The 26,878-nt window shown below is 41.1% G+C and carries 31 protein-coding genes, 1 other RNA gene and 1 other annotated feature; of the genes, 6 read left to right on the top strand and 26 right to left on the bottom strand.

What is annotated here, in order from left to right; all coding sequences use genetic code 11:
- Positions 1 to 26: 26 nt before the first annotated feature.
- The 23 genes from EKM69_RS00820 to EKM69_RS00710 all read right to left on the bottom strand — a co-directional run bounded on the left by EKM69_RS00820 (position 27) and on the right by EKM69_RS00710 (position 16,207).
- On the bottom strand, positions 27 to 314 hold the full coding sequence (locus EKM69_RS00820; protein WP_125707136.1) for a YaaL family protein: 288 nt from the start codon (positions 312 to 314) through the stop codon (positions 27 to 29).
- Between the two features lie 2 nt (positions 315 to 316).
- The gene (gene recR / locus EKM69_RS00815) at positions 317 to 916 is read right to left on the bottom strand and encodes a recombination mediator RecR (protein WP_125707134.1); all 600 of its coding nucleotides are present in this window, start codon (positions 914 to 916) and stop codon (positions 317 to 319) included.
- 1 nt (position 917) lies between these two features.
- Positions 918 to 1,262 (bottom strand): YbaB/EbfC family nucleoid-associated protein, encoded by a 345-nt coding sequence (locus EKM69_RS00810; RefSeq protein WP_125707132.1) that lies wholly within the window; start codon positions 1,260 to 1,262, stop codon positions 918 to 920.
- Between the two features lie 12 nt (positions 1,263 to 1,274).
- Positions 1,275 to 2,984, bottom strand: coding sequence for a DNA polymerase III subunit gamma/tau (gene dnaX, locus EKM69_RS00805; protein ID WP_125707130.1), 1,710 nt, complete (start codon positions 2,982 to 2,984; stop codon positions 1,275 to 1,277).
- 84 nt (positions 2,985 to 3,068) lie between these two features.
- An RNA gene (gene ffs, locus EKM69_RS00800) (signal recognition particle sRNA small type) lies at positions 3,069 to 3,151 on the bottom strand.
- Between the two features lie 43 nt (positions 3,152 to 3,194).
- Entirely contained in the window at positions 3,195 to 3,671 is a 477-nt protein-coding gene (locus tag EKM69_RS00795) for a nucleoside deaminase (protein WP_125707128.1), read from the bottom strand.
- Positions 3,672 to 3,673: 2 nt separating this feature from the next.
- Positions 3,674 to 3,976, bottom strand: coding sequence for a hypothetical protein (locus EKM69_RS00790; protein ID WP_125707126.1), 303 nt, complete (start codon positions 3,974 to 3,976; stop codon positions 3,674 to 3,676).
- 14 nt (positions 3,977 to 3,990) lie between these two features.
- Positions 3,991 to 4,593, bottom strand: a complete 603-nt coding sequence (locus EKM69_RS00785; RefSeq protein ID WP_125707124.1) for a class I SAM-dependent methyltransferase — start codon at positions 4,591 to 4,593, stop codon at positions 3,991 to 3,993.
- 68 nt (positions 4,594 to 4,661) lie between these two features.
- Positions 4,662 to 5,030, bottom strand: a complete 369-nt coding sequence (gene rplL / locus EKM69_RS00780; RefSeq protein ID WP_125707122.1) for a 50S ribosomal protein L7/L12 — start codon at positions 5,028 to 5,030, stop codon at positions 4,662 to 4,664.
- 48 nt (positions 5,031 to 5,078) lie between these two features.
- A complete protein-coding gene (rplJ, locus tag EKM69_RS00775; protein WP_125707120.1) occupies positions 5,079 to 5,585 on the bottom strand; it encodes a 50S ribosomal protein L10 in 507 nt (168 codons plus the stop codon).
- A gap of 46 nt (positions 5,586 to 5,631) precedes the next feature.
- Positions 5,632 to 5,750 (bottom strand) — a sequence feature (ribosomal protein L10 leader region).
- Positions 5,751 to 5,783: 33 nt separating this feature from the next.
- Positions 5,784 to 6,464, bottom strand: coding sequence for a 50S ribosomal protein L1 (rplA, locus tag EKM69_RS00770; protein WP_125707118.1), 681 nt, complete (start codon positions 6,462 to 6,464; stop codon positions 5,784 to 5,786).
- A gap of 102 nt (positions 6,465 to 6,566) precedes the next feature.
- On the bottom strand, positions 6,567 to 6,992 hold the full coding sequence (gene rplK / locus EKM69_RS00765) for a 50S ribosomal protein L11 (protein ID WP_125707116.1): 426 nt from the start codon (positions 6,990 to 6,992) through the stop codon (positions 6,567 to 6,569).
- Between the two features lie 120 nt (positions 6,993 to 7,112).
- The gene (gene nusG / locus EKM69_RS00760; protein WP_125707114.1) at positions 7,113 to 7,658 is read right to left on the bottom strand and encodes a transcription termination/antitermination protein NusG; all 546 of its coding nucleotides are present in this window, start codon (positions 7,656 to 7,658) and stop codon (positions 7,113 to 7,115) included.
- 96 nt (positions 7,659 to 7,754) lie between these two features.
- A complete protein-coding gene (gene secE, locus EKM69_RS00755; RefSeq protein ID WP_125707112.1) occupies positions 7,755 to 7,940 on the bottom strand; it encodes a preprotein translocase subunit SecE in 186 nt (61 codons plus the stop codon).
- Positions 7,941 to 7,954: 14 nt separating this feature from the next.
- On the bottom strand, positions 7,955 to 8,104 hold the full coding sequence (rpmG, locus tag EKM69_RS00750; protein ID WP_076613567.1) for a 50S ribosomal protein L33: 150 nt from the start codon (positions 8,102 to 8,104) through the stop codon (positions 7,955 to 7,957).
- Positions 8,105 to 8,195: 91 nt separating this feature from the next.
- The gene (locus tag EKM69_RS00745; RefSeq protein WP_125707110.1) at positions 8,196 to 8,822 is read right to left on the bottom strand and encodes a sigma-70 family RNA polymerase sigma factor; all 627 of its coding nucleotides are present in this window, start codon (positions 8,820 to 8,822) and stop codon (positions 8,196 to 8,198) included.
- Positions 8,823 to 8,945: 123 nt separating this feature from the next.
- Entirely contained in the window at positions 8,946 to 9,716 is a 771-nt protein-coding gene (rlmB, locus tag EKM69_RS00740; protein WP_125707108.1) for a 23S rRNA (guanosine(2251)-2'-O)-methyltransferase RlmB, read from the bottom strand.
- Positions 9,706 to 10,110 carry a Mini-ribonuclease 3 gene (locus tag EKM69_RS00735; protein WP_125707106.1) on the bottom strand — a complete coding sequence of 135 codons (405 nt, stop codon included), beginning with the start codon at positions 10,108 to 10,110 and terminating at the stop codon, positions 9,706 to 9,708. Before EKM69_RS00735 ends, rlmB begins: the two co-directional genes overlap by 11 nt.
- Positions 10,103 to 11,509: a cysteine--tRNA ligase gene (cysS, locus tag EKM69_RS00730; RefSeq protein ID WP_125707104.1), complete on the bottom strand. Its 1,407-nt coding sequence runs from the start codon at positions 11,507 to 11,509 to the stop codon at positions 10,103 to 10,105. Before cysS ends, EKM69_RS00735 begins: the two co-directional genes overlap by 8 nt.
- Before the next feature lie 76 nt (positions 11,510 to 11,585).
- Positions 11,586 to 13,082, bottom strand: a complete 1,497-nt coding sequence (gltX, locus tag EKM69_RS00725; protein ID WP_125707102.1) for a glutamate--tRNA ligase — start codon at positions 13,080 to 13,082, stop codon at positions 11,586 to 11,588.
- Positions 13,063 to 14,259: a PIN/TRAM domain-containing protein gene (locus tag EKM69_RS00720; RefSeq protein ID WP_125707100.1), complete on the bottom strand. Its 1,197-nt coding sequence runs from the start codon at positions 14,257 to 14,259 to the stop codon at positions 13,063 to 13,065. The genes gltX and EKM69_RS00720 overlap by 20 nt, the downstream gene beginning before the upstream one ends.
- Before the next feature lie 15 nt (positions 14,260 to 14,274).
- The gene (gene radA / locus EKM69_RS00715) at positions 14,275 to 15,642 is read right to left on the bottom strand and encodes a DNA repair protein RadA (protein ID WP_125707098.1); all 1,368 of its coding nucleotides are present in this window, start codon (positions 15,640 to 15,642) and stop codon (positions 14,275 to 14,277) included.
- Between the two features lie 19 nt (positions 15,643 to 15,661).
- On the bottom strand, positions 15,662 to 16,207 hold the full coding sequence (locus EKM69_RS00710; protein ID WP_125707096.1) for a dCTP deaminase/dUTPase family protein: 546 nt from the start codon (positions 16,205 to 16,207) through the stop codon (positions 15,662 to 15,664).
- A gap of 126 nt (positions 16,208 to 16,333) precedes the next feature.
- Between EKM69_RS00710 and EKM69_RS00705 the strand changes: the two genes are divergently transcribed.
- From EKM69_RS00705 to EKM69_RS00685, 5 genes are all read left to right on the top strand, one after another.
- Positions 16,334 to 16,651 (top strand): GNAT family N-acetyltransferase, encoded by a 318-nt coding sequence (locus EKM69_RS00705; RefSeq protein WP_125707094.1) that lies wholly within the window; start codon positions 16,334 to 16,336, stop codon positions 16,649 to 16,651.
- Positions 16,651 to 17,340 carry a ribose-5-phosphate isomerase RpiA gene (rpiA, locus tag EKM69_RS00700; protein WP_125707092.1) on the top strand — a complete coding sequence of 230 codons (690 nt, stop codon included), beginning with the start codon at positions 16,651 to 16,653 and terminating at the stop codon, positions 17,338 to 17,340. The genes EKM69_RS00705 and rpiA overlap by 1 nt, the downstream gene beginning before the upstream one ends.
- Positions 17,341 to 17,359: 19 nt before the next feature.
- Positions 17,360 to 18,703: a C1 family peptidase gene (locus EKM69_RS00695; RefSeq protein ID WP_125707090.1), complete on the top strand. Its 1,344-nt coding sequence runs from the start codon at positions 17,360 to 17,362 to the stop codon at positions 18,701 to 18,703.
- Between the two features lie 133 nt (positions 18,704 to 18,836).
- A complete protein-coding gene (locus EKM69_RS00690; RefSeq protein WP_125707088.1) occupies positions 18,837 to 21,272 on the top strand; it encodes a Xaa-Pro dipeptidyl-peptidase in 2,436 nt (811 codons plus the stop codon).
- A 128-nt stretch (positions 21,273 to 21,400) separates the two neighbouring features.
- Entirely contained in the window at positions 21,401 to 23,488 is a 2,088-nt protein-coding gene (locus EKM69_RS00685) for a KUP/HAK/KT family potassium transporter (protein WP_125707086.1), read from the top strand.
- A 299-nt stretch (positions 23,489 to 23,787) separates the two neighbouring features.
- On the opposite strand, the gene EKM69_RS00680 is transcribed toward EKM69_RS00685, so the two are convergent.
- On the bottom strand, positions 23,788 to 25,149 hold the full coding sequence (locus EKM69_RS00680; RefSeq protein WP_125707083.1) for an aspartate ammonia-lyase: 1,362 nt from the start codon (positions 25,147 to 25,149) through the stop codon (positions 23,788 to 23,790).
- Between the two features lie 155 nt (positions 25,150 to 25,304).
- On the opposite strand from EKM69_RS00680, the gene EKM69_RS00675 reads away from it, so the two are divergent.
- The gene (locus EKM69_RS00675; RefSeq protein WP_125707081.1) at positions 25,305 to 25,739 is read left to right on the top strand and encodes an Lrp/AsnC family transcriptional regulator; all 435 of its coding nucleotides are present in this window, start codon (positions 25,305 to 25,307) and stop codon (positions 25,737 to 25,739) included.
- A gap of 37 nt (positions 25,740 to 25,776) precedes the next feature.
- On the opposite strand, the gene EKM69_RS00670 is transcribed toward EKM69_RS00675, so the two are convergent.
- Positions 25,777 to 26,445, bottom strand: a complete 669-nt coding sequence (locus tag EKM69_RS00670; RefSeq protein ID WP_125707079.1) for a 2,3-bisphosphoglycerate-dependent phosphoglycerate mutase — start codon at positions 26,443 to 26,445, stop codon at positions 25,777 to 25,779.
- A gap of 74 nt (positions 26,446 to 26,519) precedes the next feature.
- Entirely contained in the window at positions 26,520 to 26,876 is a 357-nt protein-coding gene (locus EKM69_RS00665) for a carboxymuconolactone decarboxylase family protein (protein ID WP_125707077.1), read from the bottom strand.
- Positions 26,877 to 26,878 lie beyond the last annotated feature (2 nt).

The following is a 26,878-nucleotide window of genomic DNA, read 5'->3' as shown; positions in this document are numbered from 1 at the left end:
TTCCTAAGAATCAGTCCCAAAACATCCTACCAATGCTTCTCAGCATCATTAGGTTGGCTCAAAAATGTATCTTCCTCGCCAAAAATAATATTAGTAGTCTCGCGAGCCTTAGCGTTCCGACGCCGAGCCTCCAAATACAAAAACTGATACTTCACCATCTCAAGCTTAAGCTTGATCCGAGTCTCATCAGAAACCTCCAATGAATTATCAACCAGCTTCTGCATATTATTAGCACGATCTTGAATCTCACTAATATCATCAAGCAAGCGATTATCTTCGATTTTCTTCACGTTAACTTTTTTTCTAAAAAACATGATCAAATCTCCCTGCGTCCTAAAACTGCACTCTTTAGTGTCATTTCATCAGCATACTCGATATCAGATCCAACAGCCAAACCACGTGCGGGACGTGTAACTTTGATCCCAGCTGGTTTAACTAATTTAGCTAAATATTGAGCAGTTGCTTCACCATCGGGTGTTGCGTTGGTGGCGATGATCAATTCTTTAACGTCTTTATTTTCTCGTAAACGATTCAACAGTAACTTAATATTGAGGTTCTCGGGACCTACTCCATCGACGGGAGACAAAACGCCTCCTAAGACGTGATAAAGACCATTATAAGCATTCATATCGTCGATCGACAAAATGTCTTTTGGTTGTTCAACTACTAAGATAGTCGATTGATCACGATTCTTATCGCGACAGATCGAACAAACCTCATCAGTTGTAATATTGCCACAGATCTTGCAAGAATGGATGTCTTCTTTAGCCGACATTAAATTGTCAGAAAATTCTTTGACGTCTTCTTTGTCCATGCTCAAAGTATAAAAAGCCATTCTGGTAGCAGTCTTGCGACCGATTCCTGGCAATAACATATAACTGTCGATCAATTTCGTAATTGGTTCAGGGTAATTCATCTTACATCATTCCATTCATGCCACTTAAACCGCCGGCATATTGGCCGAGTTTGTTCTTTTGGTCTTCAAGCATCTTGTCATTTGCATCGTTCATTGCCATGATGACCATATCTTGCAATGTATCTGGATCATCTGGATCGATCAACTTTTCAGCAATCTTCAAATCAGTGATCTTTCTTTCACCGTTCATCTTAACAGTTACTAGATCTCCAGCTGCCTTGCCGACGTATTCAGCGTTTTTAATTTCGTTTTGTGCTTCTTGTACTTGTTGTTGCATCTTTTGAGCTTGGCGCATCAAATTTGCCATGTCTCCGCCCATATTTCCAAAGCTTGGTCCCTTACTCATAATTAGTTCCTCCTAGTCGTTTTTGATATCAACATTATCTTCGCCAAACAAGTTCACTGCTTCATCAACTGCTTTGTCCGATTTTGTTGCCTCTGGTTTAGATTTTACATCGTTATTCTTATCTAAATCAATGTTATTGGCAATATATTCTTTTCTTATTACCGGCCACTGCTCTTTTGGTACCATAACGATCTGATAATCTTTCTTCAAAAGCTTGCTGACATCAGCCGTCAATGAATCTAATAAGTCTTGATCTTCCTGTGCTTGTTCAAACCACATCGGATAGTCAAAGGCCATCACCATGCCGTCTGGACTAGCTGCCACCGGCTCAGAAACTTTCATCATCGCTCTTTGAGTGACTGATAGCATGTTCATCACGTCTGGCCAAATATCGCGAGCACTGCTCAAATCGGCTTTCGTTGCGTTGCCTAACACATTATAAATCGCCGTCTTGTTCAAGTGGACTTTTTGAGCTTTATGCTTTGGTTTAGCTTTTTCAGCTGGTCGAGCTGCCACACCATTAGCCGAAATATTCTTCAATTCCGACTTCAGCTTGGCTACTTCGTCACTCAAGCGGTCGACTTGCACATTGTCAACTGGAGCTGCTTCAGAACTAGCCGTTGGTGTTTCTGACTGGATCCGTGGCTCACTGATCTTCACCGTCAAAATTTCCATGTAAACGTCAGTCTGGTTAGAATTCTTTAAATTCTTTTGAGCGCTGCTAACTTGGTCAACGATGTAAAAAAGCCGATCGTTATCAAACTTGTTAGCTATCGCCAACATTTCTTGAGTCATGATAGTCGAATCCATGTTGTCAGAAAGATCACTGTTGGAATTGTACAAGATCATGTTCCGACAAACGCGGATGATCATCTCGGTAAATCTGACCGCTGAACGTCCACTAGCTAAGATATTGTACAAGCTAGTCAAAGCGTCTGCCGGATTGTTCTCTGCAACTGCTGTCATGTATGACACGATTTGCTCGTTGCTGAGTGCTCCGGTAACTTCTTGGGCGTTATTTAAGGTCAGCTTGTCATTACCGAAGGATAAAGCTTGATCCAAAATACTTAAAGCATCACGCATTCCACCTTCAGCAGAAGCCGCAATGATGTTCAAAGCTTCTTCATCAAACTCGATCTGCTTGTCATTTAAGATCAATTCCATTCGATCTAAAATGTCTTGACGAGAGATCCGTCTGAAAGTAAAACTTTGCGTCCGTGAAATGATCGTAGCTGGGATCTTCTGCGGTTCCGTCGTTGCTAAGATGAACATCACATTAGCTGGTGGCTCTTCCAAAGTCTTCAATAAAGCATTGAAAGCACCTTGAGAAAGCATATGAACTTCATCAATAATATAAACTTTAAATTTAGCTTCAGTTGGAGCGTATTTAACCTTGTCACGAATGTCACGGATCTCTTCAACACCGTTGTTTGAAGCGGCATCGATCTCGATAACATCGTTCAAACGATTCTCGTTAGCTGCCTGACAAATCTCACATTCATTGCAAGGTTCACCTTCTTGAGGATTTAAACAGTTAACTGCCTTAGCTAAGATCTTGGCACAAGACGTCTTACCTGTTCCTCGTGGTCCACTAAATAAATAGGCATGGCTGGTCATATTACTTGCCACAGCGTTTCTCAATGTCTGTGTGATCACGTCTTGACCCACTACATCAGCAAATGTCTGAGGGCGCCATACCCGATATAATGCTTGATATGCCATACTGTCTCCTAACTGTTTAATAGTAATAGGTAAATTTTAACATAAAAAAACTCCTAACCGATTAGATTAGGAGGTTAATATTCATAACAAAAGGCACATGTTGCAACTTACTTAGTGCTGCTTTCTTCCGAACCTGACACGATTCGTAAGAGCACCATTGCCCTAAGGCCTTTCGGCAATAACTATATTACTATAAATTCATCGTTTATGCTACTTTTTACGGCGAATTTCTCGAAAGAAATTTTGTAACATGCTGGCTGATTCATCCGCCAAGACCCCACCTAAAAAGTCGGGATGGTGGTTGTATCTTTTTTCCTCAAATAAGTTGTTGATCGAGCCGACTGAGCCAGCTTTGGGATCAAAGGCCCCGAAAACTACTTCCTCGATCCGGCTGTTGATGATGGCACCAGCACACATGGGACAAGGTTCCAAAGTGACGAACAAGCTACTATGTTCAAGACGCCAACTACCAACCTTTGCACAAGCCTCTTCGATGGCGATGATCTCAGCATGCTTGATAGCATTTTGGGTTTGTTCCCGTTCATTGTAACCGACTGACAAGATCTCTGAAGTCGTATTATCGACGATGATGCAGCCAATCGGCACTTCCCCGTGCATTTGTGCGAGCTGTGCTTGATCGAGAGCCATTTGCATGAAGCTTTGGTTCATTGAATCTGAATAATGCATAATTATCCTTCCGCTATTTCAGCTAACTTATCGCTGAGTTTTCCAGGTAATTTTACTTCGGAAACTTTTTCGGCTGTTTTTTCAATTATTTTAAACAAAATCCGTACTTGAAAATTCGACAAGTTATCGACGATCTCCAAGGCCTTCTTGTTGTTGCCTAAATATTGCTTAACGTATTTACGAAGTTTCTTGCGTCGCTTGTTGACTTTGACCTTGCGGACAGTTTTAAAAGCGAGCAAGGCGATAAAAGCTGCTCCACCAGTAACTACGGCCAAGCTGATACCGATCAATAATTTCTTATCCATGAGAGTCCCTCCAATTAGAGCAATTTACTTTTAAGTATATAATAACCCTTTTCTCGAGTAACTACTTCAACATTACCGTATGTTTCCTTCATCAATTTCTTGGCTGAAGGTGCACCTTGTTTCTTTTGGATCACGATCCATACTTCACCGCTTGGCAACAAATGTTCACTCGCATCATGAATGATCCCGGACACGACTTCTTTACCTGCCCTGATTGGTGGATTAGAAACGACTAAAGCGTATTGGTCAGAAACATTTTCGTACATGTTGGATTCAAAAATATCAACGTTGTCGATCTTATTCGTCTTAGCGTTTTTCTTGGCTAAGTCGAGAGCTCGCAAGTTAACATCTGTCATCGTAACTTTACGAGTAGTTTGGTCCTTAGCTAAAGATAGTCCGATCGGACCATAGCCACAACCAACGTCTAAAATATCACCATTAGGAACGTTCGAAAAATCAATTGCTTCGATCAAAACACGAGAACCAAAATCAATCGTTTGACGAGAAAACACACCACTGTCAGAGGTGAATTTTAAATTGTGACCGCGCAAGGTAAAGTCGAAAGTCTTTAATTCGTGTTCAAGATCGCTGGAATTTTCAAAATATTGATTAGCCATTAGTTTCTCCTAAGTAATTTTGGGTAAAAAAAAATCCTCTTTCGAGGATTAATTTTAACATAAATGAATTACTTCAATGTAACTGTTGCGCCAACAGCTTCAAGTTTTTCTTTCATTTCGTCAGCGTCAGCCTTAGCAACGCCTTCTTTGATAACCTTAGGTGCGCCATCAACTAAGTCTTTTGAGTCTTTCAAGCCAAGTCCTGTGATACCACGAACTTCCTTGATAACCTTAACTTTTTCTTGTCCTGCTTCTGTCAATTCAACGTCGAATGAGTCTTTTTCGGCACCGGCGTCGCCACCAGCAGCACCTGCAGCAGCAACTGGAGCAGCAGCTGTAACGTCAAATTCTTCTTCGATAGCCTTAACTAAGTCGTTTAGTTCAAGGATTGATGCATCTTTTAATTGGTCAATAATTGCTTGTGTATCTAAAGCCATTTTAAAATCCTCCATATTTAATTGTTTTATTTAATGTAGTTTTGTAAATTAAGCGGCTGGTTCGTCGTCTTTCTTGTCTGCAATAGCTTTTACAGTCAATGCGAAATCGCGAACTGGAGCTTGTAATACAGATACCAACATTGAGAGTAAACCGTCTCTTGATGGTAATGTTGCAAGGTTTTGAATTTCTTCAAGTGTTGCAACTTTGCCTTCGATCATTCCACCCTTGATTTCAACGGCTTCAACATCTTTAGCATATTTAGCAGCAACTTTAGCTGGTGCAACTGGGTCTTCTTCAGAGAAGGCAATTGCTGTAGGACCTACGAACAAGTCTTCGATTCCTTCAACACCAGCAGCTTCAGCAGCACGTCTCAAGATTGTATTCTTGACAACTTTCATTGATGCACCTTGTTCACGTAATTCGGCACGCATGTTAGTAACTTCTTCAACAGTTAAACCTAAGTAGTCAACAACGACAACTGATTTAGCTTCTTTTAAGTTCTTAGCAACGACATCAACTTCTGCTTGTTTCTTGTCTAAAACTTCTTGTTTCATCTTTACGTTTCACCTCCATAATTATTTTAGTCATCTCTACATGATCGGCTTAAAAATAAAATCTCTGCACCCGAATGAGCGCAGAGATTATTTAACAATCTTCTGGCCTCGGCAGGATATTAAGACTTTCATCACCTGAGTCTTCGGTAGAAATCAACTATTGTAATTTATCATCATTTTGGTAATTAGTCAATAAGATTAAGCGTTAATCTTTAGACCAGGGCCAAATGTTGAAGTCATGTTAACACTTGTAACATATGCACCCTTCAATGATGCAGGACGAGCCTTCAAAATAGCTTCGTACAATGCATCAAAGTTTTCAGCAATCTTAGCTGCGTCAAATGAAGCTTTACCAATTGGTGCGTGGATCAATCCGTTAGGATCTACACGGTATGCAACTTGTCCAGCTTTAATGTCGTTAACAGCTTTTTCAACGTCCATTGTAACTGTACCAGTCTTAGGGTTAGGCATTAAACCTTTAGGTCCAAGTACACGACCTAAACGTCCAACCTTAGCCATCATTGGTGGTGTAGCAACAGCAACGTCAAAGTCTAACCAACCATCTTGAATCTTTTCAACAAGATCGTCAGAACCAACAACGTCAGCACCAGCAGCTTCAGCAGCCTTAGCTTGGTCACCTTCAGCGAAGACGATAACCTTTGAAGTCTTACCTGTACCGTTTGGTAGCACAATTGCGCCACGAATTTGTTGGTCAGCTTGTTTAGGATCTACATCCAAGTTAATAGCAACTTCGATAGTTGAATCGAATTTTGCGTAATCAATTTTCTTAAGTAATTCAGCAGCTTCTTCAGCAGAGTAAGTCTTTGACTTATCTAAGCCTTTGACTGCGTCCATATATTTTTTTCCATGCTTAGCCATGCTAAGTTCCTCCTTGCTTTGTGGTCCATTGGAGATTTAGATTTTCTCCTCCCACTTGTTAAGAATGCTTTCACATCCCTGTAAACTGTTAAAAAGTTAAGACTAGTCTTTAACTTCGAAGCCCATACTTCTTGCAGTACCAGCAACCATACGCATTGCAGATTCAACACTAGCAGCGTTTAGGTCTTTCATCTTGGTTTCAGCAATTTCGCGAACTTGATCTGATGTAACTGTAGCAACCTTGTTTGTGTTAGGTTCGCCAGAGCCACTATCAACACCAGCAGCCTTCTTCAAAAGAACGGCAGCAGGTGGTGTCTTAGTAACGAAATCGAATGAACGATCTTCATAAACTGAGATAACAACAGGAATGATCATTCCATGTTGGTCTTGTGTACGTGCATTAAAATCTTTAGTAAATGCAACGATATTGATACCAGCTTGACCTAAAGCTGGACCAACTGGTGGAGCTGGAGTAGCTTGACCAGCAGGTATTTGTAATTTAACGATATTTGCAACTTTTTTAGCCACGAAAAATTACCTCCTCTTCCGTGATGTGGTCTTGATGAGAATGTATATTTTCTCTCCCACAGTATGTGAAACATACCGTAATAGTGTAGCATGCTAAAACTACGATATCAATAAGAAATATTATTGTTTGTCAACATCGTCAAAATTGACTTCGGCGTTAGTGTCACGACCGAACATGTTAACTTGGACTTTCAACTTCATGTGTTCTGGATCAACTTCTGTGACCTTACCGCTCATTTGGGCAAAGGCACCGTCAACGATAGTAACTGTTTCGCCAACTTCAAAGTCAGTATCATGATCACGAGCAGAAACACCCATGTCATGCAAGATGTGATCGATTTCTTCTGGTAGCAATGGTGCAGGCTTTGAACCTGAACCGTGGCTTCCAACGAATCCAGTAACACCTGGTGTATTACGTACCACGAACCAAGATTCATCAGACATAACCATTTCTACTAAAACGTAACCAGGGAAAGTCTTCTTCATTTCCGTCTTTTGCTTACCGTTCTTTGTTTCTGTTTCTTCGTCTTCAGGAACCACGGCACGGAAGATGTAGTCTTCCATACCCATTGATTGTGCACGAGATTCTAGATTTTCTTTAACTTTGTTTTCATATCCAGAATAAGTGTGCAATACGTACCATTGTTTTTCGCCAGCTTCAGCCATAATTTCCTCCAAAAAATTTCAAAAATAAAAAACCTCGAACAATGTCCGAGATTTTCTGATTGGTAATAGAATACCAGATTTCGTGTTAATTTTCAATTATGATCCCATAATGAACTTTTGTAAGATCAAGATAAGGACCCAGTCAACGATTGCAAAGAAGACAGCGTACATTAGAGATGTCATGATAACAGTCCAAGTATCTCTCCTGTTTTCTTTAAATGTTGGCCAAACGACCAATTTCATTTCTTTTTTAACACTGCCTAAAAATCTAAAAAATCTCATGTGACCCTCCAAAATTAACGTGTTTCTTTATGTAATGTGTGTTTGCCGCAATGCTTACAAAACTTCTTAACTTCAAGACGCTCTGTGCGATTTGGGTTCTCACTGATCGTGTAATTACGTGAACCGCAAACGCTGCATGCTAAAGCTACTTTTCTTAGTCCCATATGTTTCACCATAACCTTCGTGCGAACTTCGCACAATTCAGCAGTTATCATTGTACCGTTGTTAACTTGAAAAGTCCATTACGAAATCTATTTAATTTTTAGGTAATGTTTCAACTTTTGATTTTTCGTCTTCATCGTCGTCATCTTTATGGTGGAGATTCTTCATGATCTTTGCCTTACATCTACTTGCGGCTCGAATGAGTTGTTTCTCAGAAATTTTGTGCATTTTACATGCTTCTTCCATCGTTCGATCACCCAAGATCACTAGAAATGCTGCTAATTCTAAATTACTCAAACCTTCGATCATTGATTCGATCTCAAAAAGTAGATCCATTGATCTAGGTGCAGGCTCGTGCAAATAGTCTATGATGACATCCCCATTAGAAAGAAGCTCTTCAAAAAAACTAGCTTCCGCATTGATTTGTCGTTTAGCAGTCTGTTGGGATCTGATCAAGGAAATGATGTGATTGCTAAAACGCATCTTAAAGAAATTAGCAAATCGTGATCCCAAGTCACCATTATAATTACAACAAGTTTCGTAACACACTATATACGACTCTTGATACCAGTCGTTTTGATCATAACCATTCAGCCAGTACATCTTATACATATTATCAATCATGGGCCGATATTTGGTGATCAGTTGATAAAGTGCATGCGAATCATTTTGTTGCTTAACTAGAACAATTAATTCATCTTCATTAGCTGCGTTACTCATAATATAAATGCTTGTTGTGTTCGTATTTATAATGTACATGAGTAAAATAGTGAAAAAAAGCGAACATAAGTTTACAAAAAAACAGTTAGTCTTTTCAACTAACTGTTAATTTTTTACTATAAATTATTCATTTCTCGAAGCATAAGCTTGGTAAAGTAAAACACCTGTAGCAACTGAGGCGTTCAAACTTTGAACGTGTCCAACCATTGGGATACTTAGTGTTTCATCCACTTGCTTTTGCACTAGTGGTGAGACACCCTTTCCTTCATTACCAATGACTAAGGCGATAGCACCCTTAGCATTCCATTGACGATAGTTGTGACCTTCCATGGCTGTTCCAAAGACCCAGACGTTTTTCTTCTTGAGGTCTTTGATCGTGTTGACTAAGTTAGTCACCCGCACTACTGGCACGTGTTCGATCGCACCAGTTGAAGTTTTGGCAACAGTCGAAGTTAAACCAGTTGAACGGTGCTTAGGAATGATGATGCCATCGACACCGACAGCATCAGCTGTCCGCATGATCGAGCCTAAGTTGTGGGGGTCTTCGATCTTATCGAGGATCAAGATGAAAGGATCAGTCCCCTTCTTTTCAGCACTCTTAAAAATATCGTCTAATTGGGCGTATTGATAAGGAGCAATGTAAGCAGCCATCCCTTGGTGAGTCCCGTTGTCGGTGATCTGATCGAGTTTATTCTTGGGTACTTCTTGAACGATCAAGCGGTCACGTTTAGCTAGTTTGATAGCTTCACCGATGTGTTCACTCTTTAAGTCTTTTTGAATCAAGACTTTGTTGACGCGTTCGTTTGCAGTAGGTGATTTGAGTAATTCTACGACAGCGTGCGTGCCAAAGACTAGTTCACTATCATCGACTTTGTTGTGAGAATTATTTTGCATTCGTTTCACCTGCTTCGACTTTTTTGATGCACCAGTCAATCAGTTCGGCTAGGCGTTCTTTATTCTTTGTGAGGTCTAAATAACCCATTAAGGCTTCAAATCCAGTCGACATGTGATAAGTTACCACGTCGGTGTTCTTTGCCTTAGTGTATTTCTTGGCATTTCGACCATTTTTGTAGATCCGGAGCTCTTCATCGGATAAGATGTCTTCTTCGATCATGAGATTGATCAAAGCCGCCTGAGCTTTCGCCGAGACGTATTGCTTTGACATCTTTTGTAGTTCATTGACCTTAGTCGTTCCGGTATCTAAGACGTGTTCACGAATGTATACTTCATAGACGGCATCGCCTAAGTATGCCAGTGTCACGCCATTTAATTGTTCTAGTTTAATCATCTAAATGCCACCGTGTTCCTTGCGGTGTGTCCTCGAGGATCACACCCATTTCCTTTAATTGATCACGCAATTTATCACTAGTTGCGAAATCTTTGTTAGCTCGAGATTCGTCACGTTGATCGACGAGTGTTTGAATATCGTCTGATAATTCGCCTTTTTGGTCGAACTTCACACCGAGGATCCCAGCAAGTTGTGCGAGAGTATCCAAGATCAACTTCACATCATCAGCGTTGACTTGTTCTTGACTATTGTAGTTGTTAGCTAGACTAACTAATTCAAAGATCGATGTCAAAGCATTTTGGACGTTGAAGTCGTCATCCATGGCAGTCTTATAGTCAGCGATGATCTTGTCAATTTCGGTCTTAACAGCTGGATCTTGCGCACCATCAGCGTTTTCAGTTCTAAATTCCAAGTTATTGTAGGCTGTCTTGATCTTGTCTAAGTTGTCGGCAGCTTTTTGGAGGTTAGACTTTGAGTATTCTAGTGGACGACGGTAATGTGTTGATGACAAGAAGAAACGGATCACTTGCGGATCGGTCGTCTTGACTAAGTCATGGACAGTGACGAAGTTTCCGAGTGACTTACTCATCTTTTCGTTGTTTTCCACAGTAACAAAACCGTTGTGCATCCAGTAGTTGACGAATTTTTCGCCAGTTTCTGCTTCTGATTGAGCGATCTCGTTTTCGTGATGTGGGAATTCGAGGTCTTGGCCACCACCGTGAATGTCGAAGTTGTTGCCTAAATACTTGGTTGACATGACGGAACATTCGATATGCCAGCCCGGACGGCCTTCTCCCCAAGGGGAATCCCATTTGATCTCACCTGGTTTAGCCTTTTTCCAGAGGGCAAAGTCGATTGGATCTTGCTTCTTATCGAATTCTTCTTCACCAATGTGTTCACTAGCGCCTTCAACTAATTGATCTATATCCATCTTCGAAAGTTGACCGTATTTCTTGAACTTGCGAGCACGGTAAAAGACATCCCCTTGTGATTCATAAGCGTAGTCTTTTTCGATCAAATTCTTAATAAAGTCGATGATCTCAGGGATATTTTCGGTAGCGCGTGGATTGACTGTTGCTTTTTGAACGTTTAACTGACCAACATCTTCGAAAAAAGCTTTGATGAACTTGTCGGCTACTTCGGGGACAGTGACGTTTTCACGAGCAGCTTCTTTGATCATCTTGTCGTCAACGTCAGTAAAGTTGGAAACGAATTTAACGTCGTATCCACTGTATTCCAAGTAGCGTCTAACGGTGTCAAAAGCTACGATCGAACGACCATTTCCGATGTGAATATAGTTATAAACTGTTGGTCCACAGACATACATATTCACGTGACCTGCGTTGATCGGCTTAAATTCTTCTTTTTGTCGTGTGTACGTATTAAATATTTTCAGCATCTATATCACCTATATAAAAAGAGGTTGGGGCAAAACAATGTTTTCCTTCAACCTCTTGTTTTGTACCTTCCGGTACTTATTTCATTTGATCTAATGTCTTATCAATATTCTTAAGTGCTGCATCGCGACCGAATAATTCGATGGCTTCGGCAATAGCTGGACCATGCATAGTACGTGTCGTAGCGATTCTAGCTGGCATGTAAAGTTTTCTACCTTTAACACCAGTATCGGCACGAACTCCTTGGATAGCAGCCATGATTTGTGTAGCTGTGAAACGATCAAGCTTTTCAAGCTTGCCACGAAGATCTTCGATAGCTGTTCTAGCATCATCGTTTGCTAATTCTTCTTGTTCTTCATCAGTCAATACTTCTGGTTGATCAAAGAAGATGTCAGCAAGATCAACGATTTGTTGAGTATAACTCATTTGTGGCATGTAAAGTTCTGTTAAATGTCTGACCCATTGAATTGTGTTTGTATCTGGGTTTTCAGGGAGCTTCTTAGCAACGATCAAGTTTTCGATAACTAAGTCAGAGATCTCGCTGACGTCAGCATTTTTAACGTATTGGTTGTTGACCCATTCGAGTTTCTTTTGGTCAAATTTGGCAGGTGATTTACTCAAACGATTTTCATCGAAGATCTTAATGAATTGCTTGCGGTTGAATAATTCATCTTCACCAACTGGTGACCAACCTAATAAAGTAATGAAGTTGAACATTGCTTCTGGTAGGTAACCTAATTCACGATATTGTTCGATGAATTGGAGCACTGATTCATCACGTTTACTCAACTTTTTACCAGTTTCAGTATTGATGATCAATGTCATGTGACCGAATTTTGGTGCTTCCCAACCTAAGGCATCATAGATCATGATCTGTTTAGGTGTGTTTGCAACGTGATCATCACCACGTAGGACGTGACTGATCTTCATCAAGTGGTCGTCGACTACAACGGCAAAGTTGTAAGTTGGCATACCGTCACGTTTTTGGATGACCCAGTCGCCACCTAGTGTGTCAGATTCGATCGAAACTTCACCTTTAACGATGTCGTCCCAAACGTAGTCCTTACCAACTGGTACGTGGATACGGACAACAGGAGTAACTCCGGCGTCTTTAGCAGCTTGGATCTTTTGAGCCTTTTCTTCTTCGCTCATTCCAGCAAATTCATATTCGTAATGTGGCATTTCACCACGTGCTTCTTGATCTTCACGCATCTTAGTTAATTCATCTTCAGAAAGATATGATTCATAAGCTAAGCCTTTGTCGAGAAGTTCTTGAATGTATTTTTGATAAATGTCTTTACGTTCTGATTGACGATAAGGACCGAAGTCTCCACCAACATCAGGACCTTCATCCCAGTCAACGCCTAACCATTTAAGGTTTTCAAGTTGACTCTTTTCGCCACCAGCAACGTTTCTCTTCGTATCAGTATCTTCGATTCTGATGATGAATTTTCCTTTGTTATGACGTGCGAATAAGTAATTAAAAATTGCTGTTCTCGCATTACCAATATGTAGATGTCCTGTAGGACTTGGAGCATATCTTACTCGAATATCGTTATTTGCCTTGTTTGCCACTTTTACGTTCTCCCCTTTTTCTTGTTGACTTACTTGGTTTGTTATCCGCAGAATTCTTTGGATTCTTGGCCGAAATACCATTGAATGAGTGTTTTGGCTTCGTGAAGATCATCTTGCCGGCATCAGTTTGTAATGCACTAGTTACAACGACCTCCAATGATTTATTGATGAAGTATTTTCCTTCTTCAACAACAACCATCGTACCGTCTTCAAGGTAAGCAACACCTTGTTTGCGCTCAGTACCTTCTTTTATAACTTTAACAGTCATTGTTTCTCCTGGCAAAACCATTGGTTTCAAAACTTTAGCCAGTTCATTAATATTTAGAACTTTAACGTTTTGAAATTCGCTGACCTTATTTAAATTATAGTCGTTTGTTAAAACAGCACCACCTATTTCTTTGGCAAGTTTCAACAATTTATTATCGACTTCAGGAATGTTGTCATAATCACGTGTCGTCGTCTCATAATTGACCGTCTGGTCCATCTTGATCTGATTCAAAATGTCCAAGCCACGGCGACCACGCTCCCGCTTTTGATTGTCGCTAGAATCGGAGATCAACTGCAATTCGTGGACAACAAAATCCGGGATCATTAACTTCCCTTCCAAAAAACCGGTCTGTGCTAGCTGATGAACACGTCCATCAATGATGACTGAGGTATCCAAAATCTTATACGGATAAAAATCTTTTTCGGTCGCTCTTTCAATGATATCACCATCACTAGCTAATTTATCGTTGGATTTTCTTTTTGCACTAGCAAAGCCCTTTAAATCATTCCGTCGCGTCGTTCCTAGGCGAAAGCCTAAGAATCCGAAGATGATCATTAAGATCAACGGAATGATGGTATTAAAGATCGATGAACGCATCATATAAAATGGGATCGAAATGATGTTAGCTAAGATCAAGCCACCGATCAAAAAGACTGCTCCATAAATGATCCAACTAGTTGATTGAGAACTCAGTTCTTTTTCGATTCGTTCGTTTAAGCGAGTAATGGGTTCGACGAAAGGAAATGAGAAAAAATAAAAAATAATACCGCCAGTAAGTCCGTCGACATACCCATTATTGACCCAACGTACGTCATATACGCCAGTCACTCTCCACAATGACGGCAAAACAGTTACACCAACTGCAATACCGATCAAGGCAAAGATGACATTTACAATAATTTTTCGCATCTATAACCTCCTATATTAAAAAGTCTTACCCATCGCTTCAGCAACGGTGCTGACACCGATTACTTGGATCTTTTGATCTTTGACCCAGTCGCCGAGATTATTCTTTGGAATAAATATGCGCTTAAAGCCAAGCTTCTCAGCCTCGTTGACCCGTTGGTCGATCCGATTGACCCGTCTGATCTCGCCAGTCAATCCGACTTCGCCGACAAAACAGTCGGTGGCTGATATCCCGAGATTCTTGTAGCTAGAGGCGATCGACATTGCTAATGCGAGATCGATCGCTGGTTCGTCCAGCTTAACGCCACCAGTCGACTTCAAGTAGGCATCTTGATTTTGGAGCATCAAATTGCCTCGTTTTTCAAGCACAGCCATGATGACGGAAACTCGGTTGTGATCTAATCCGGTCGCAGTCCGCTTGGCGTTTCCAAAGATCGTTGGGGTGATCAACGATTGGATCTCGACGAGGATCGGCCGAGTTCCTTCCATCGAAACAACGACGGCCGAGCCATTGGTATCTTTGAGACGTTCTTCTAAGAAGATCTCGGAAGGATTTTCCACTTCGGAAAGTCCTTGCGTCTGCATTTCAAAAATACCGATCTCATTCGTCGAACCGAAACGGTTCTTGACTGAACGTAAGATCCGATAACTGTGATGAGTGTCCCCCTCAAAATATAGCACTGTATCTACCATGTGTTCCAGTATCTTTGGACCAGCAATGGCACCACCCTTAGTCACGTGACCAACGACGAAGACGGTAATATTTTGTTGTTTGGCGATATTCATCAATTCAGCGGTAACTTCGCGGATCTGTGAAACACTACCGACAGCAGAGCCGATCTCTGGTTCATCCATGGTCTGGACGGAATCGATGATCAAGTAGTCAGGCTTCAACTCATCGATCGTTTGTCGGATGTAACTCATATCAGTCTGTGGATAAACGTACAAGTCATCCCCGTTGATCCCTAGTCGATCGGCCCGCATCTTGATCTGGGAGGCACTCTCTTCACCAGAGACGTACAACACTTTGCCGGCGTTCTTTTGTAGTTGTCCGGAAACTTGTAGCAAGAGCGTTGACTTACCGATCCCGGGATCACCGCCGATCAAGATCAGTGAGCCCGGAACGATCCCGCCACCAAGGACGCGGTTCAATTCCGACAAGTCAGTTTTGATCCGTGGTTCCTTAGCAAAAGAAACACTGTTGATCTTTTGTGGTTTGATCTCCAAGTCACTAGTCCGGCGACTCGGAGTCGATTTAACAGCTTCATTGTGTTCTAATTCTTCGACCATTTGATTCCAAGAACCACAATTAGGGCAGCGTCCTAAATATTTCGGTGAAACGTAGCCACATCTTTGGCAGACGAATTTGCTTTTAGATTTTGCCAATCAAATGTTTCCTTCTTTCTTATTTAATACCTGATGATCCAAAGCCACCCTCACGTTCCTTCAAACCACCTTGGTCAGTGTCGGTCGTGAGATATTTCGTGAAAATACCTTGGGCCAGACGATCACCCTTTTTAATGTGATAATCTCTTGGGAAAAAGTTGATCAATTGGATGAACAATTCTCCTTCGTTACCACTATTGTTGTAGTAATCAGCATCAACGACACCAATTCCGTTAGGGACTGATAGTCCACGCTTTAAAGGATTGCTGGAACGGCTGGCAACGATCAAAACTTCATCGTCTTGCATGTAAGCTTTGACTCCAGTTGGTACTAAAACTGGCTTGATGGCACCTTGGATCTCATCAAGTTTTGTGTCATCCATTTTACCCTTATTGAGAAGGAATTTGATAGCATTAACTACTCCAAATTTCCACATTGATGGAACGACAAAATCGACAGCACTTTCAATGTCGTAGCCTGCTGCTTTTTTCGTTTGACGGACTGGTAAGTTGATGCCTTGTCCACGATATTTTTCTACAATTTCAAACCCACGTTGTTTTGCCAAAATTTAATTCTCCTTTTTAAGTCTCAGTTACTTAAAATGATATCATTTAAACATGGTCAATACACTGACTTTCCCGACTTATTACGGTAAGATTAAAGTAAATGTTCAATTCGAAGGGGGCTTTTTATGGAAATAAGACATAATGAGGATCGTTTTTACCTTTATGAGCCAGATACTGGCAAAGAAATTGGTGAAATTACCTACTCGACCGTCAAAGAAGGCGTCATCGCTATCGACCACACGAGAGTTGATGACTCTTATCGTGGCCACGGTTTAGCAGGCAAGCTATTGAACGCTTTGCTAGATTACGCCGACTTGAAAGATCTCAAGGTGGTACCCGTTTGCGAATATGCCAAGGCTGCATTCAAGAACAAACCCGAGATCAGATTTTTATTAGCCGACAACTACCAACAACTATTGAAAGATTTAGAGGAGGAAAAATAGTGAATCAAGACGAACTTAAAAAAGCCGTAGGTGTTAAATCAGTAGATTTTATTGAAAGTAACTCGATCGTAGGATTAGGAACAGGTTCGACTGTTTATTACATGATCGAAGAACTTGGTCGCAGATACCAAGCTGGTGAGATCACTAATATCGTGGGTGTTTCTACTTCTTCACGTTCACAAAAACAAGCCGAAGGACTCGGCATCCCGATGAAAGACTTGAATGAAGTCGACCATATCGACTTAACGATCGATGGTGCTGACCAGATCGACAAGAACTTCCAAGGTATCAAAGGTGGCGGTGCAGCTCACTTGCTCGAAAAGATGGTCGCAACTAATTCACATCGTAACTTGTGGATCGTTGACCAATCGAAGATGGCTGACGAATTAGGTAGCTTTCCCTTACCGATTGAAGTTATCCCCTTTGGTTGCCAAAAGACTTTCGACGACTTAGCTAAAGAAAACCTAGCACCAGAATTTCGTCTCGACGAAAACGGTGACCGCGTCTTAACACATAATAAAAACTACATCATCGATCTCAAAAATGGTCACATTCCACACCCTCACCTACTAGCTGACTGGCTAGATCATCAAGTTGGAATTGTTGCACATGGACTATTTCTTGATATAGTGAATACTGTAATCGTTGGCTACGATGACGGACCAAAGGTCATCGACAACATTAGATAATTTAAAGGGAGAGTAATACATGACTAAGGAAATCACATCTAAAGAACTAACAGATTTTCAAAAAGCATTTGAAGACACTCCAGGTTCATCTGCCATTAAAAATGCAGTAGCAAATAATGGTATTTATAAATCTAGTGAAACACTTGCTTCAAAGATCGCAATGGATCCTACTTTTTCAGTTGAGATCGACACTGGCTCAGTTGCTGACCAAAAACAATCAGGACTTTGCTGGGTCTTCGCTGCCTTGAACACGATGAGACATCCGATCCAAAATGACTTCAAGATCAAGGGCTTCGAACTTTCTGAGGGATACATGGAATTTTGGGACAAGTTAGAAAAGTCCAATTTCTTCTACGAAAATGTTATCAACACAGCTGCCCTACCTATCGGCGACAGAAAAGTTGACTTCTTGATGACGACACCTCAACAAGATGGTGGTCAATGGGACATGGTCATGGCACTAGTTCAAAAGTATGGTGTCGTGCCAAAGAGCGTTATGCCCGATACAGCAAGTAGAACTAACTCAAGAGAACTCAATGCAGTTCTTAATACTAAATTACGCAAAAATGCCGTAACTTTACGTAAGTTAGTTAACGACGGCGAATCAGAAGCCGACGTTCAAAGACAAAAAGACGAAATGCTAGCTGAGATCTATAAGATCTTGGTCTACACGATCGGTGAACCACCTGCTAAGTTTGACTGGGCTTATCGTGATGACGACAAGAAGTATCACAAAGAAACGGGCATCACACCAGTCGAATTTTTCAACAAGTACGTTGGTTGGGATATCGACAACTATATTTCAACTATCAATGCACCAACAGACGACAAGCCATACAATCACGTTTATACCGTAGAACTTCTCGGAAACGTCGTTGGTGGACGCCAAGTTCGTCACTTGAACCTTGAGCTTCAAAACTTCAAGGACTTAGCTGTCAAACAACTTCAATCAGGTGAGGTAGTTTGGTTCGGTAGTGATGTCGTTCAAAGTTCCGATAGAAAACTCGGGATCATGGACACTAAGATCTACGATCTAGCCGGACTATTCAACACTGACTTCAGCATGACTAAGGCACAACGTCTTGACTACGTTGAAAGTATGATGGACCACGCCATGGTCATCACCGGTGTTGACCTCGATGAAAACGGCAAGCCAACTAAGTGGAAGGTCGAAAATTCTTGGGGTGAAAAAGTCGGAACTAAGGGTTACTTCGTCATGAGTGACGACTGGTTCGATGAATTCGTTTATCAACTAGTTATTAACAAAAACTTATTGAGCGACGATTTAAAGGCTACCTTCGATAAGGAAACAAAAGATCCTAAAGTACTTGCACCATGGGATCCAATGGGTGCTTTAGCATAATTAAAAAAGTCGGTAAATTTACCGGCTTTTTTTGTGCCCAATTTTTGAACGAGCAAAAACGTCCTAACCTGCCAAAACGATAGCAATCAACGCTATAATGGAAATATCGACTACAAAATAAGGGGTGCATAAAATGCGTAATAATCAATTCGCCATCAAGCCGACTACTCAGGAGCAACAACTGACTGAATTAGCGGCGATCCATTTTTTAGACGATACTAACAAAGAAGAAAATAATGCAGCGTTACTGTGGAGATCTTTCTTGAAAAAAGCTTTTACAGACGCTGTTTCTGAATCGACATTTGAACAAAAATTGGCCACTCTCATGGCTACTAAAAACCAAACCTTAGCTGAATATTTACAAACTCACGATCAAGTCGAAGTGACGGCTTTTTATAACGTGGCTTTGCAGCTTTTAGATTTTCAACCGCAATTAGATTTTGAACTCGACCAGCCAATTGAGGCTATGAAGAAGATCCAACTGACAGTGGTCGATCATCAAAATGAGGTCTTGACGCTTGACGAGCTCAAATCTGCTTGGTACTGGTTGCTCGCTACTCACAATAAGGACGGCCAAACTTATCTCGACTACTTGGCCACTCAGCAATACTTCACGCCTTTTTACGATGATGAAGAAGTTAGTCGACCACTGATTTTTAATGGAAAGTCGATGCCGATCTTCGATCCACACCAGCTCGTTCGTGAAGTCGTCTATGTTGAGTCTTCACAAGACACTGATCACGATGGGAAACTCGACTTGTTGAAAGCGGAGATCATTCGACCCAAGATGTCTGGTACTAATTATCCTGTGCCAGCTTTGTACACTGCTAGTCCATACAATCAAGGGACTAACGATGAGTTTGGCGATAAGTTGATGCACGACGTTAACGTTCCCTTGACTCCTAAAGAGCCCAATGAGAACACTTATGCTTCCATCGAATACCATGCTCCAGCAGAAAAACTGCCAGAACCTCGCCAGGTAAAAGGATCCACCACCGAAGCTGAAGAAACGTTTTCGCGTGAACAATCTTATACCCTCAATGACTACTTTTTAGCACGTGGATTTGCCGTGGTTTATGCTGCTGGAATCGGGACGAAAGATTCTGACGGCGTTCGGACAACGGGTGATCCTGAAGAAACGACTTCAACGATTGCCATCATCGAATGGTTAGCTGGAAACCGCCGAGCTTTCACTAATAAAACTGACAACATCGAGATCACGGCTGACTGGTGCAATCATCAAGTTGGCATGACGGGACGTTCTTATTTAGGAACTTTGGCTACTGCAGCCGCAACTACTGGTGTCAAAGGATTGAAGACGATCATTAGCGAAGCTGCCATTTCTAGTTGGTACGATTATTACCGTGACAACGGACTAGTCATCGCTCCTGGTGGATTCCCAGGTGAAGACTGCGACGTTTTGGCGGAAGAAACTTTTAGTCGGCGCCTGCAAGCTGGTGACTTCCATCAAGTTACATCGACTTGGAAAAAACAGCTCGATAAAATCGCAACTGATCAAGATCGGACTACCGGTGACTACAATACTTTTTGGGATGCTCGTAACTATCGTAAAGACATGCATAACATCAAGGCGGACTTATTGCTGGTTCATGGACTGAATGACTGGAACGTTAAGCCTAGAAATGTTGAGAAGTTGTGGAATGGCATTCAAAATAACCACATCAATAAAAAAATAATCTTGCATCAAGGGCAACATATTTACATCAATGCCTTTCGCTCGATCGACTTCACCGACATCGCTAACCTCTGGTTGACCCACGAATTGCTCGATGTCGATAACGGTGCCGAAAAAATCATCCCTAATGTCATCATCCAAGATAATTTGACTCCAGAAACTTGGAATACTTACGACAATTGGAGCGATCCACAAAACCATCAAAAGAATTACTATTTGTCAGAAAATTCATTGAGTTCGGATAAATTGCCAAACTCGCAAACCTTGGAATTTTCTGATAAATTACCGGAAAATATTTTCCAAAACTATTGCAAAAATATAGATGAGTGGCAAAATGATTTGGTTGCAACTAATTCAACAACCATGCAAAATCACCGACTTATTTTTAGTACGCAAAAACTTGAAAATGAGCTGATCCTCGATGGTGTTCCACACGTAAAATTACGTGTTGCTAGTGATCAAAATATCGGTCTACTTAGTTTCCAATTGATCGATTTTGGTCAACGCAAACGTTTCAATGTTTCACCTTCAATTTTGAAAGCTAAAGGTCTAGCCGAAACTTTCGACTGGCGTGAAGATGACTTACGCGAATTTACCACTGCGACAGCCCCTACTTCTTATAAGATGATCACTAAAGGTCACCTTAACTTGCAAAATCGTCATCATCCTTATCGCGTCGATGAATTGAAAAAGAATGAATTTTACGACATCACGGTCGACCTCCAGCCTACTTTTTATAAGTTGCCTGAGGGTCACCAACTAGGGCTGGTTGTGTATGCGACTGATTTTGGAATGACCATTCGGGGAAACCAAGATATCAAGTATCGGATCGATACTGATTATTCTTCACTTTTAGTTCCTTTTCATCAATAATTAGCACTAGTAATATTTAGGGATTTAGTGGATAGTTATGTATGTTTATAGTAAAAGTTAAATAGTTTGAAGCGACTTTTTTCCGTGTTATAATCGCATTCGAACTGTTCGATTTGGAGAGTATATTTATGGATAAAAAAGATTTAGCAATGCTACGGAAAAATCCCCACGCTAAAATGTCTTTTGCGGGATTTCTAATTGCATTAGGTATTGTTTATGGAGATATTGGTACGTCTCCTCTGTACGTTATGCACTCTTTGATGGTCGGAAATGGTGGACTCGATAAGATGTCGACTAATTTCATCTTAGGGTCCGTCTCACTTATTTTCTGGACCTTGACGATCGTTACAACGACTAAATACGTTTTGATCGCATTGCGGGCAGATAACCGTGGTGAAGGTGGGATCTTTGCCCTTTACACTTTGGTTAGAAAGCGTGCCAAATGGCTGATCATCCCAGCGATGATCGGTGGGGCAACTTTCCTAGCCGACGGTATGATGACACCTGCTGTTACTGTTACCGCGGCCATTGAAGGTTTGAAAGGCATCGCCATCAATAACCACATCTTCATTCACTCGCAAACGCAAGTTATTGTGATCACCATCATTATTTTGTCGACCCTATTCTTCATCCAAAGATTCGGTACGCAATTGATCGGTAAAGCATTCGGTCCGATCATGATGGTTTGGTTCGCCTTTTTAGGATTGCTCGGTATTTACAACTTGTCATTCGACTGGTCTGTTTTGAGAGCTTTCAATCCTTACTACGCTATCGAGCTTTTAAGAAGTCCTTACAATATCCGGGGGATCTTTATTCTAGGTAGTATCTTCCTAGCAACAACTGGTGCTGAAGCACTTTACTCTGACATGGGTCACGTGGGCCGTCCTAATATTTATACTAGTTGGCCTTTCGTTAAAGTTTGCTTGCTCCTAAGTTATTTAGGTCAAGCAGCTTGGATCTTACGTGTCAAAGGTACTGACATTGCTGCCAGTTTACCTGCTAATTTCAACCCATTTTACGAATCGATGCCAGCATCATTACGGCTTTTTGGAATCTTCCTAGCTGCTTTAGCTGCTATCATTGCTTCGCAAGCTTTGATCTCAGGTTCTTATACTTTAGTATCTGAAGCTACTAAGTTAAGAATTTTCCCAAGATTGAAGACTTTTTATCCAACGAACTTTAAGGGACAACTATACATCCCAACTGTTAACTCAATTATTTGGATCATTTGTATTTTCTTAGTAATTTTCTTCCAAAATTCCGAAAACATGTCAAATGCTTACGGTCTAGAAATTACTATCACCATGTTGATGACTACTATCCTCTTGCACCAATGGATGTTGATGAAACGCTTGAATCGCTTCTTCACAACTGTTATCATCGGCTTTTTCTTCGTGATCGAGAGTATTTTCTTGATCACTAACAGTAGCAAGTTCATCCAAGGTGCCTACATCACTATGATCATCGCTGGTGCCTTAGTTGCCATCATGTTCATCTGGAGATACGGCGACCGTCTAATGGATGACAACACCTTCAGAAGCCATTTCGCTTCTCTGCTAGCTTTTAAACATCAATTAAATGATTTACGCAAGGATCCAAGTTATCCACTCACAACGACTAATTTAGTCTATTTAACAAAGGTCCACGACGGATACCGCATTAAGAAAAACATCTTGTACTCGATCCTAGATAAAAGACCAAAACGAGCCGAAGTCTACTGGTTCGTAACCGTCAACGTAACCGACGAACCATACACTGCAGCTTACAGTGCCGAAACCTTCGACACCGACTACATGGTCAGCGTTCAACTTTACTTAGGGTTCAGAGTCGATCAAAAGGTTAACGTCTACTTGCGTCAGATTGTTAACGACTTGATGTCTAACGGTGAAATCAAGACACAGCCACAGAAATACACAACGATCCCTGACCGTCAGGTTGGTGACTTCTCATTCGTACTGATCAAAGAAGTACTCTCACCAGACACCAAGATCAGCGGAGTCAAAAAAGGAATCATTCACCTAAGACTACTACTACAAAAATTCATCTCACCAGCCAACTGGTTCGGACTTTCCTACAGTGATGTAGTTGAAGAACGAGTTCCACTAGTACTCGGAAAAGTATCACTAAACCGAATCAGACTCGTCAGAAAAGACAGATCAGCCTTGAAGGATATCCCCGTTGATAATCCTGTTGATGATGATGAGGATGAAGAATAGAAAAAAAGAGAGCGGAGAGGCACGGTCAGCTGCTGAGGATTAACGCGGGTGGTCGCACAAAGGTGCTGCGAAGCAGCGCCGCGACCACCTGTGTTAACCGGAGGCCGCTGTGCCTCGGAGCTCGTTTCCGCTATAAAACGGGCAACGTTTGGTAACAAAGCAATGGAGCTTTGGCAACAATCAAATAAATGTTTGGCAACAACCAAACAAAACCAAAAGAAAATAACAAAAAAACAACGCAGTCACTGCCAAAAAATCAGGTGCGAAAGTGACTGCGTTTTTTATACCCATTAAATTAATCAATCAACCATCTCATCCGCCAAACCACCATCATAAACTCCAGCATCCCTAAGCAAATCATAAACATTACGCCCACTCTTCAAAGCCTCCTTAACAAATTTAGAAGCAGTAGCATAACCAATAATAGGAGTAAGTTTAGTAACAGTTTCAGCACTATTATCCAGATCATCCAAACAATGCTTTTTATTAGCAGTAATACCATCAACACACTTAGTAGTCAGCATCACTGCCCTATTCTCCAACAAGTCAGTCGATTCAAATAGATCCTTAAAAATTACCGGTTCAAAAGCATTCAGCTCAAACTCACCAGATTCAGCCGCGATCGTCACGGTCGTATCATTTCCAATGACCTCAAAGGCGATTTGGGAAACGGCTTCGGGTATTACTGGATTGATTTTTCCAGGCATGAGCGATGAACCTGGCTGTCGAGCTGGTAAGTTGATCTCATGAAAGCCACTCTTAGGTCCACTAGACATCAATCTTAGGTCGTGAGATATCTTAGACATGGTCACTGCTAAAGCTTTGAAAGTGCCTAAAAATTGCACGTATGAGTCGAGGTTTTGCGTGGCATCGATCAAATCGTTAGCTGGGTGAATGTTCATTTGATACTGTTTTTGTAACTGACGGTACAATTCTTTTTTGTAGCCAGGGCTTGTATTAACTTCCGTGCCAATAGCGGTACCGGATAAGTTTAATTCTAGTAAAGACTTCATGCCTTTTTGTAGCTGACGTTGACAACGTAATAAACCGTCCGCAAAAGCTTGGAAACTATTTCCTAATGTCGTTGGGACTGCTTCCTGTAATTGCGTTCGACCGATTTTTTTCACATCTTGGAACTCATCGGCTTTTTGCTTGAAGGCTTGGATCAACAAAGTTAAGGCATCATGCAATTTTTGGGACTTCTTTAAAATCGTCAGCTTGCCGGCACTGGGATAGACATCGTTCGTTGATTGACCGGCATTGACATCATCTTGGGGGCTCAAGTACTCGTATTCGCCTTTACGATGCCCCATCAATTCCAAAGCACGGTTAGCAATGACTTCGTTGACGTTCATATTAGTCGATGTTCCTGCACCTCCTTGAATGTCCGTCGTTACAAACTGATCGGCAAACTTTCCTGCCAAGAACTCGTTAATTGCTTGAATGATGTACTTCGCTTTTTTAGCCGATAAACGCCCCACTTTCTCGTTGGCAATAGCTGCTGCTAATTTAATCATGGCAATTTGTTTAATCAAGTCCAAGTCGGTTTTGGATGTTTTTAACTCGAAGTTTTCTTCAGCTCGTTTAGTATTCACTCCGTAATACTTCTTATCATCAATTTTAAGTAGACCAATGGAATCTTCTTCAACCCTTAATGTCATAAAAAACGACCTTGCTTTCTTTATGACGACAAAGATAGCACCTGTTGTTTAACAAATAAATAGCTTTGCTGTTATACTTTGTAAAACAAAAATTGTTTTTTGGATTGCTTAATAATACAAAGCTTTTAACTATTTTTGCTACCGAGAGGAAAGCCATGAATGATATAGACCAAAAGATATTAAACTACTTACAATCGAACGGCAGATTGTCCATTAAAAAATTGAGCGAGGCACTTTTCATTACTGCTCCTGCTGTTTCGCAACAACTGAAGAAACTGGAAGAAAACGGATATATCAAGTCTTACAATGCTCATTTAAACTTTGAAAAATTAGGATTGAAGATCAAAGCTTTTATTCAACTAGAAGTTAGTCCCGATCAAAAGCCGGAATTTTATAAGTACGTCGATTCCATTCCTAATGTGATCGAATGTGATTGTATCACCGGCCCATACTCGATGATCTTGCAGGCAGTTTTTAAATCGACTGAAGACCTCGATGACTTGATCAATGAACTACACAAATTTGGCCGGACTAGTACTCAGATCGTCTTTTCTACTCCGGTTGAGAACCGTGGGTTTTATCTCAAGTAAAAAAAGAACCAGAAAACAAAATGTTTTCCGGTTCTTTTTATTTGCGATTAGTTTTAATCAAATTCAATTTATCATCAAAATCATAAATCAACGGTTCCCCATTAGCAACTTCAACGCCATCGATCTCTTTATCACCGATGTTTTCTAAATACTTGATCATAGCTCGGATCGTACTGCCGTGAGCTACAACTAGTTGATTTTTACCATCGAGTAATTCTGGGACGATATGGTCAACGTAGTAAGGAATGATCCGTTGGTAAGCTTTGAATAGGCTTTCTGAGTAAGGCATTGCTTTAGGATCGACTAAACGATAAGGTCCGACCCGTTTGTCTGGTTCTTCTAGCTTGGGGGGAAAAGCGTAAAAACTTCTCCGCCAGATCTGTACTTGCTTAGCTCCGTACTCTTGACGAGTGACATCTTTATTTTGCCCCCTGAGAGCTCCGTAGTGACGTTCATTTAGTTGCCAGGCCTTGGTGATAGGCAAGTAGTTTAAATGCAAGTCATCTTGAATTATGTACGCTGAACTAATTGCTCGTTTCAACACTGATGTCCAGACATGGTCTAATGAGATGCCTTTGATCTTATCTGCTGTTTGGTGGGTCTGCTCGATCCCCTTCTCTGTCAAAGGGACATCGTTCCAACCAGTATATTCATTTTCTGCATTAGCGACACTCTCACCGTGTCTAACTAAAATCAATTTAACCATCAAATAATTCCTACTCTTCGTAAATAAATTAATGATATCCATGTTATCACTAATTTAGTATCAGTTTAAGGGGCTTACTTTAAGTCAACACCGTAATATTGCTCGGCAGCTTCCAAAGCTTTTCCACCATAAACTATGGCTGGGCCACCATTCATCATGATGGCAACGTTAACAACTTCAACGACTTCTTCAATAGTTGCTCCATCTTCTTTTGCTGAAGCTAAATGGCTAGTAATGCAGCCGTCACACTGTTTGGAGATGGCGATAGCTAATGAGATCAATTCTTTATGCTTTTTCGAAATGGCACCAGGTTCCATCGCATCGGAATGCATCTTAAAATAGTCCATTCCAACGTTCTTAGTTTGTTTTTGCAGACGTGCAGTATTTTCCTTTGCGTGTGCTAAAAATTCCTTATAATCTGTTTCTGCCATGT

It is taken from the genome of Companilactobacillus zhongbaensis (assembly GCF_003946515.1).
In the GTDB taxonomy this organism is placed as follows: domain Bacteria; phylum Bacillota; class Bacilli; order Lactobacillales; family Lactobacillaceae; genus Companilactobacillus; species Companilactobacillus zhongbaensis.
Note: the sequence above shows the minus strand (reverse complement) of the source record. Positions and strands in the feature narration are given on the sequence as shown.